The 4,084-nt window shown below is 66.6% G+C and carries 6 protein-coding genes; 3 read left to right on the top strand and 3 right to left on the bottom strand.

Features of this window, described 5'->3' with window-relative positions; genetic code table 11:
* The 3 genes from Mlute_RS14300 to Mlute_RS14290 all read left to right on the top strand — a co-directional run.
* The coding region (locus Mlute_RS14300) for a beta-xylosidase family glycoside hydrolase (protein ID WP_456237814.1) at positions 1–639 on the top strand (639 nt) is incomplete at its 5' end.
* A gap of 42 nt (positions 640–681) precedes the next feature.
* On the top strand, positions 682–1,404 hold the full coding sequence (locus tag Mlute_RS14295) for a PIG-L deacetylase family protein (RefSeq protein ID WP_119361231.1): 723 nt from the start codon (positions 682–684) through the stop codon (positions 1,402–1,404).
* A 93-nt stretch (positions 1,405–1,497) separates the two neighbouring features.
* Positions 1,498–1,935 (top strand): CBS domain-containing protein, encoded by a 438-nt coding sequence (locus tag Mlute_RS14290; RefSeq protein ID WP_119361232.1) that lies wholly within the window; start codon positions 1,498–1,500, stop codon positions 1,933–1,935.
* Here the strand turns inward: Mlute_RS14290 and Mlute_RS14285 are convergent.
* The 3 genes from Mlute_RS14285 to Mlute_RS14275 all read right to left on the bottom strand — a co-directional run.
* Complete coding sequence (locus Mlute_RS14285) at positions 1,932–2,618, bottom strand: glucodextranase DOMON-like domain-containing protein (protein WP_119361230.1); 687 nt, start codon at positions 2,616–2,618, stop codon at positions 1,932–1,934. The genes Mlute_RS14290 and Mlute_RS14285 overlap by 4 nt on opposite strands.
* Positions 2,615–3,829: a gluconeogenesis factor YvcK family protein gene (locus Mlute_RS14280; protein ID WP_245958998.1), complete on the bottom strand. Its 1,215-nt coding sequence runs from the start codon at positions 3,827–3,829 to the stop codon at positions 2,615–2,617. The genes Mlute_RS14285 and Mlute_RS14280 overlap by 4 nt, the downstream gene beginning before the upstream one ends.
* 107 nt (positions 3,830–3,936) lie before the next feature.
* On the bottom strand, positions 3,937–4,084 hold a 148-nt coding region (locus Mlute_RS14275; RefSeq protein WP_281270869.1), incomplete at its 5' end, for a RapZ C-terminal domain-containing protein.

Raw genomic sequence — 4,084 nt, 5'->3', positions numbered from 1 at the left:
CCCCACCCCTGGCCCGCTGAGCCCGAGCGGGACGACTTTGACGGCCCTACCCTAAGCCTGCACTTCCAAACCCTGCGCCACCCCCCCGACCCCTCCTGGCTCTCCCTCGGTGAGCGGCCGGGCTACCTGCGGCTTTACGGGCGGGAGTCCCTCAGCTCGCGCCACCGCCAGAGCCTGGTGGCCCGCCGCCTGCAGCACTTCTTTGCCGAGGCCGAGACCGCTCTCGAGTTTGAACCCCAGCACTTCCAGCAGATGGCCGGCCTGGTCTGCTACTACGACACCGGCAACTGGGTCTACCTGCGCCTAAGCCGCGACGAGCGCCTGGGCAAGACCCTCAGCGTTCTCGCCTGTGAGAATGGCCGCTACGACGAGCCTTTGGGCCAGGAGCTGCCCGTTGAGGGCTGGGGCCGGGTCTACCTGAAGGTGCGGTTTGAGCGGGAGCGCTTTGGCTTTGCCTACTCGGCCAATGGAAAGGACTGGCAGCCCATACCCCTGCGCTACCCCACCTACAAGCTTTCCGACGAGTACTGCCGGGGCTTGGGCTTTACCGGCACCTTCCTCGGGCTTTGCGCCCAGGATTTGAGCGGGGCCCGCCTGCACGCTGACTTCGACTACTTCACCTACCGGCCTTTGGAGTAGGTGCGGCTTGCAGCGCCGTTTCCATCAGGCCATGATAGGGGCATGGACCTGCTGGTGGTGGTGCCCCATCCGGACGATGAGGTCTTTGGTGCGGGGGGTACCCTAATTCAGTACGCCGAGTGGGGGCTGGAAACCGGCCTCATCACCCTGACCCGGGGTGAAGCCGGGCGTACCTTGGGCCTTTGCGCCCCTGAGGAGCTGGGCGAGGTTCGCGCTCAGGAGCTCAGGCGTGCGGCGGAGGTTTTGCGCCTGGGGCACCTCGAGCTCTACGACTTTCCCAACGGCCGGCCCAACGGGGCGGGGGCAGGGGAGGCCCGGGGTCTGGGCTTCGCCAGCCCTGAGGGGGTGGCCGACCACCCGGAGATAGTGGACCTGCTCCTCTGGCGCTTTGAGGTGCTGCGGCCCAGGGCGGTGATTACCTTTGCCCCCAACGGTTCCAACCGCCACCCCGACCACGTGGCCACCCACCGGTTTGTGCGGGAGGCGGTGCGTCGCTCGGGCCAGCGCATCCGCTTGTTCTACTACGCGCCGCTCAGCCCGTCCCCGGAGTACCAAGAGGGCTGGCTGCCTCCTACCCATGTGCGGCACCTGCCCCTAGAGGTGCTGCTGCGGAAGCTCAAGGCCATGGCCCAGCACCGCACCCAGGCCCTGTCGGTACTCAACTTTATGGACCGCTTCCCCCACCGCTTGGCAGTGGAGAGCTTTCACCTCGAGGGCCACGAGGGGCCGGTAGAACGGGAGCTGCTGTGGTACGCCGGGCCTTGAGCTTGATAAGCCTGGGCGGGTAGAATAATCAGCAACACTTATAATCGGGCGGTCAAGAGGCCAATGGGTGTGCCCGGTTTCGCGGGAGGTGTTATGACCAGCACGGTGCGGCAGTTGCTTCAGGCTAAAGGGAGCGCGGTGTATACGATTGCGCCGGAGGCCACGGTGTTTGAAGCCCTAGAGCGCATGGCGGCCCACGATGTGGGGGCCCTGATGGTGGTGCAAGGGGAGCGCTTGGTGGGGGTTTTCTCGGAGCGCGACTACGCTAGAAAGATCATTCTGATGGGCCGGATTTCCAAGGACACCCGGGTGGAGGAGGTTATGACCGCTGAGCTGGTAACGGTTGGCCCCGAGGCCACCGTGGCCGACTGCATGAACCTCATGACCGCCCACCGGGTGCGCCACCTGCCGGTGCTGGAGGATGGGCGGCTGGTGGGGGTGGTTTCAATAGGCGACGTGGTTAAGGCCATCATCACCCAGCAGGAGCTGGTGATTGCCGAGCTAGAAAACTACATCATCGGGGCCCGCTAGCGGCGAGGAAAGCGGAAGGCCAGCAGGACGAAGAGCAGGCCCAGCCCGGCGCTGAGCAAAGCCCAAGGGGTGCGATTTTGGGCGGCCCGCAGGGGAGGTAAGACCCCGCTTTGGTAGGCTTGGGCCTGTTGGGGGTGAAGCACGTCCACCGCCCTGGGGGCCTCGCTGGGGCCGTTTAGCACCCAGGGGCCTCCGCCGGGCCGCACCGGACGAAAATGCCAGGGGGTGAAGGGGTCGTAGAGGCCTGCGGCCACGTAGTAGCCGTAGTCGCCGGGCGGCAGGCTGGAGGTCAGCTCGAGCCAGTCCCCTTGGCGGCTCAGGCTCACCGGCTGGCGGCTTCCGTCTGGCCGGTGCTCCTCGGCCAGCCAGCCGGTGATCAGGTAGGCGTGGCTCCATCCCTGTCCCGCAGGGGTTTTGAAGCCCGCCCCTGGAAGCTCCTCTGTGCCGCCAGGCCCGGTGTGGAGGTAGATGGCCACGGTGGCCAAGGAGAAGCCGTGGGGAGCCCCCAGAGGGTTGGGGTAGCGTTGGAGGCGTACCCGTAGAACCAGCTTTTCCCCTCTTTGTAAGGCCTCGAACCCCCTTAGGTCGGCGAAGCCGGCCTCGGCGAATAGGGGTGCAGTGGGGTAGGCGTAGCCTAGGCCGTGGTCGTCGCCTGGAGGGTCGGAAAAAATAGCCGGTATCATCGCAGCGACATTAGAACCTTTACCAGCCGCTCAGGGTCGTGTTGGGCAAAACCGGGCTCGAGGAAGTCCTCCGCGATGACCCGCACCCCTAGCCCCTCAAAGCGCTGGGGGTTGAAGCGCACCGGTTGCTGCCCGCTGGCCTGGTAGCGCCGAAGCAGCGCCTCGGGGATGCGGGCGTTGTTGACCAAGACCACGCTGGGCCTGCGGCCCAGATGGTGCTCAACCGCCTGGAAGTGGTCGTAGGCGTCCATGCCCTCGGTTTCGCCCCGTTCGCTCATAATGTTGACGATGTAGACCAGCCGGGCCGGCGAGCGCTGGATGGCTGCCTGAATGCCTTTGGGTAGGAAGCTCGGAATCACGCTGGAGTAGAGGCTGCCAGGCCCCAACACGATCATCTCGGCCCGCTCAATGGCCTGTACGGCCTCCGGCATGGCCGCGACGTCGGACGGAGCCAGTCCCACCTTGTGGATACGGCCTGGCCGCTCCCGCAAGGCGCTCTCCCCCTGCACCCGGCTGCCGTCGTCCCGCTCCGCCCACAGCCGGGCGGCCTCATAGGTGGCGGGCCAGACCGCCCCCCGCAGGCGCAGGACCTGGTTGGCCTCCCGGATGGCCTGGGCGAAGTCGTGGAAGAGTTCGGAGAGGGAGACCAGCATCAGGTTCCCAAAGGTGTGGCCCTGAAGCTCCCCGCCCCGCTGGAAGCGGTACTGCATCAGCTCGGGCAGGCCCTCCGCATCGGAAAGGGCCGCCAGGCAGTCCACCAGGTCGCCCACCGCCGGGACTCCAAAGGAGACCCGCAGGCGGCCGGTGGAGCCCCCATCGTCGGTGACCGCGACAATCGCGGTGAGGTTGGCGGTCTCGGTCTTGAGCCCCTGGAGCACACGAGAAAGCCCGGTGCCCCCACCCAACGCCACGATGCGCGGGCCAGCCTCGAGCCTCCGCCGGATGTACACCTGCTTGGAAACCGAGGCGGGGTCGGTGATGGCCGAGAGCATGCTGCGGTTCATCGAGCGTAGCCCCAGGATGAAAAGCAGCAGGCCCAATAGGAGCCAAAGCCCTCCCGAAAGCCACAGGGGAACCCCAAGGTAGCCCGTCCAACGCATGACCTGAAGGAACCAAGGGACCAGGGCGGTGTGCCAGGATAGGTGCACCACCCCGAGGAACATCGCCAGCAGGCCCAGCACCGCCACCAGGGCGTAGCGCTTGACCCGCATGCCCGGCAGAAGCCAGCGCAACACACCGATAAAGCGGTCGTCGGCTGGGTCAAGGGAGAGCCCCTGGACCAAGGGGCCTGTTCTGAGGCTTTTGCCCTTGTCTTTGGTCATGCCCCCTCGCTTACCAGGGCCTTTTCCAGGTCGCGGTGCTCCAGCTCCACCCGGAAGCGCCCGGAAAGCTCCTGGGCCAGGCGCTCCACCACTGCCACGCTGCGGTGCTGCCCCCCGGTGCAGCCCACCGCCACCGTGTAGGCG

Source organism: Meiothermus luteus (assembly GCF_003574085.1).
GTDB lineage: Bacteria > Deinococcota > Deinococci > Deinococcales > Thermaceae > Meiothermus > Meiothermus luteus.
Note: the sequence above shows the minus strand (reverse complement) of the source record. Positions and strands in the feature narration are given on the sequence as shown.

Excerpts from the sequence above, each read along its gene's own strand:
- Mlute_RS14290 (WP_119361232.1), top strand. The coding sequence starts at position 1,498 with ATGACCAGCACGGTGCGGCAGTTGCTTCAGGCTAAAGGGAGCGCGGTG.
- Mlute_RS14295 (WP_119361231.1), top strand. The coding sequence starts at position 682 with ATGGACCTGCTGGTGGTGGTGCCCCATCCGGACGATGAGGTCTTTGGT.
- Mlute_RS14285 (WP_119361230.1), bottom strand. The coding sequence starts at position 2,618 with ATGATACCGGCTATTTTTTCCGACCCTCCAGGCGACGACCACGGCCTA.
- Mlute_RS14280 (WP_245958998.1), bottom strand. The coding sequence starts at position 3,829 with ATGCGGGTCAAGCGCTACGCCCTGGTGGCGGTGCTGGGCCTGCTGGCG.